Below are 3077 nucleotides of genomic sequence, written 5' to 3' on the forward strand. Positions count from 1 at the left end.
CGGCGACTCCTACGATAATGCGATGGCAGAGAGTATCAACGGGTTGTACAAAACGGAGGTTATCCACCGCGGGAGCTGGAAAAACCGGACGGAAGTGGAGTTGGCCACGCTGGACTGGGTGGACTGGTACAACAACAGAAGGCTGCTCGGGCGGCTGGGTTACATCCCTCCTACTGAAGCCGAAATGAACTATTACGCTTTGCAATTAGCATCAGAGGAAGCGGCGTAGTATTGCCAAAATTACTCTCTAATAAACTCGGGGTTATTCAAGCCGCCTGAAAATTCCGCTGTTTTTCGCCTACGATATCGTGCATGGTCAGCGCACCATATTCCCCATCAGTCTCGGATTGGCCGCCAGTTGGGATCTGCAGGCGGTCGCCACCAGCGGCCGGATTGCCGCCTATGAGGGCAGCGAAGACGGCCTGAATTTGACCTGGGCGCCGATGGTGGATATCACACGGGATCCGCGCTGGGGCCGCGTGTCGGAAGGGCTGGGCGAAGATACCTTTCTGACGGGGGAAATCGGCCGCACGCTGGTGAGCGCCATTCAAGGCAAAAATCCCGGCGATCGTCATGCGCTGATGACCAGCGTTAAACACTTCGCCCTGTATGGCGCGGTGGAAGGCGGCCGAGATTACAATAGCGTGGACATGAGCCCGCAAAAGATGTTTCAAGATTACATGCCGCCCTATAAAGCGGCGCTTGATGCCGGCAGCGGTGGCGTAATGGTGGCGCTGAATTCCGTCAATGGGAAGCCGGCCACGGTGGACAGCTGGTTGTTGCAGGATGTGTTGCGCAAAGCGTGGCATTTCACCGGTATTACCGTCAGCGACCATGGCGCTATCAAAGAGCTAATTAAGCATGGCGTGGCGGCAGATCCCGAACAGGCGGCGAAAATGGCGATTAACGCCGGCATCAATATGAGTATGAGCGATGAATATTTCCTGAAATATTTGCCGGGGCTGATTCAGCGCGGCGAAGTGAGCCAGGCCACGCTTGATGATGCGGTGCGCCATGTTCTGAACGTCAAATATGATATGGGACTGTTCCGCGACCCGTATGTGCATCTCGGGCCGGCGGGCAGCGATCCGGCGGACACCAATGCGGAAAGCCGCCTACACCGCGCCGAGGCGCGGCAGGTCGCGCGCGAGAGTCTGGTGCTGTTGAAAAACCGCCTCAACACGCTGCCGTTGCCAAAACAGGGCACCCTGGCGGTGGTCGGTCCGCTGGCCGACAGCAAGCGCGACATTATGGGCAGCTGGTCCGCCGCAGGGCGCGCCGATCAATCCGTCACCCTGTTTGAGGGGATCCGTAACGCGGTAGGCGACAAGGCAAAAGTGCTTTATGCCCGCGGTGCCAATATTACCGATCACCAAGATTTGATAGCCTACCTCAATCAATATGAACAAACCGTCAAAGTCGACCCGCGTACCCCGCAAGCGATGATTGACGAAGCGGTGCGCACCGCCCGGCAGGCGGATGTCATCATCGCCGCGGTCGGTGAAGCGCAGGGCATGGCGCATGAAGCCTCCAGCCGTAGCGATATTACTATTCCAGAAAGCCAGCGCCGGCTGCTGCGCGCGCTCAAGGCCACCGGCAAACCGTTGGTGGTGGTACTGTTAAACGGACGGCCGCTGGCGCTGGTGCAGGAAAACCAGCAGGCGGACGCGCTGCTTGAGGCCTGGTTCCCCGGTACCGAAGCATAGGTATCTACACATCAGGGAGGAGGCTTAAGAGCAACTCTCGCTAAATGAGTAAGTTCTTCCAGACTATATTCCGATAATAATTTTAGTGTATTCAACAAGATGGATAGGCCAGCGAGCAGAGCAGGAGCGCTCTCTCTGCGGCCTCGCTTTTGCTGTCGTCCTGACAAGCGACATATCAGCTGGCGGGCTGCCGCATTTTCTTCTCCTTCAGCGCGTTGCAGCCGCCATACCAGAACAGCAGCCATACTGGCTATTAACAACCTGCGTAGTACGGCTGGCGCGCTGCGCTGAAGCCATGTTTCTACGTCATGTCCGGCACCTTTCAGCAACTTAAAAAATGATTCAATATTCCAGCGCCAGTAATACCAACGAGCTACTTCCTCGCAGGTGATCTCGCTGCAAACGTTTGTAAGCAGCGTCCAGCGTCCCACCACATTACCGAGATCATCCGTAAGCCGAACAACAACCAATCTGACCGTCAGAGGCTCTCCAGGTTGGATTTTTATGCGGCGGCCGGTTTCTTTATCTTTACGCTTCTGCTGCGCAGCTCGGGTTATGACTATCGAGGTTTCACTGATTTCCATATCAGCTTTTTTCCCTTTCCAGTCTACCTGTCCGCATCCGTTGTATGGCAGAAGAGCAGCAATCTCACCAATTTTCAATGAATTACCTTGCCACTCTGCACCATGTCCTTCTTTTCCTCGGATAAGCCAGCATATTCCTTGAGTACTCAACGTCCGCATATGTCCAATAGAGTCACCCTCTCTATCAATTATATGAATCAGCTTTTTACCTATATTAAGCGATTCCACACGGGCAATATCGGTCGTCAAGGCGTCCATATGTGTCTGCCGTTCGGACAGTCCTTCCGCCAACGTTGAATGACAACCGGTTGCATCGGTAAGTGTCTGAGATAGAGGCGCTATTGGCAAACCCGTGCCAGCATCAACCAGCAAGCTGCTTTGAAGTTCATATCCAACATCGCCACCGTGCGTCATTTTTAAGCGTCCGTATTTGGCATGATGGTAAAGAAATTGTAAACGTGACCAATCATGAACAACGAGAGCGTATGGATGCGGGCTAAGCGAAATTTGCTCAAGTGCTAGCGAAATAATTGGCTCATTGAGTTGACTGAAGCTAATTCGCTTATTATTCAGAAAACGCCAGACAGCTTGGGTAGTTGCGAAAGTTGATTTTTGAGCACTTGCGAGGTCTTTAACCGCAGAAGCAAGAAGAGCCGCGGGCGTCATATGCTGTTTAACCAGCGTCTGATATCGGCGGGTAAGGCGAGAGTCAATCCCGCCAACAGATAGGTTGAAATCATTCTGCAAAGTAATAACAGGTATCACGATAAATGTGTAGATACCTATG

Annotated in this window: 2 protein-coding genes and 1 pseudogene; 2 read left to right on the forward strand and 1 reads right to left on the reverse strand. The window is 53.6% G+C overall.

Translation table 11 applies throughout. The features are described from left to right. Both CINSTRO3249_RS14435 and bglX read left to right on the forward strand, forming a co-directional pair. On the forward strand, nt 1-229 hold a 229-nt coding region (locus tag CINSTRO3249_RS14435; protein WP_143146879.1), incomplete at its 5' end, for an integrase core domain-containing protein. A 40-nt stretch (nt 230-269) separates the two neighbouring features. Then, nucleotides 270-1700: pseudogene (bglX, locus tag CINSTRO3249_RS14440) on the forward strand (beta-glucosidase BglX); the annotation flags it as partial. Between the two features lie 17 nt (nt 1701-1717). On the opposite strand, the gene CINSTRO3249_RS14445 reads toward bglX, so the two are convergent. After that, nucleotides 1718-3077: flagellar biosynthesis protein FlhF (locus tag CINSTRO3249_RS14445; RefSeq protein ID WP_254304262.1), on the reverse strand; the 1360-nt coding region annotated here is incomplete at its 5' end.

Source organism: Candidatus Sodalis sp. SoCistrobi (assembly GCF_900143145.1).
Classification (GTDB): domain Bacteria; phylum Pseudomonadota; class Gammaproteobacteria; order Enterobacterales; family Enterobacteriaceae; genus SoCistrobi.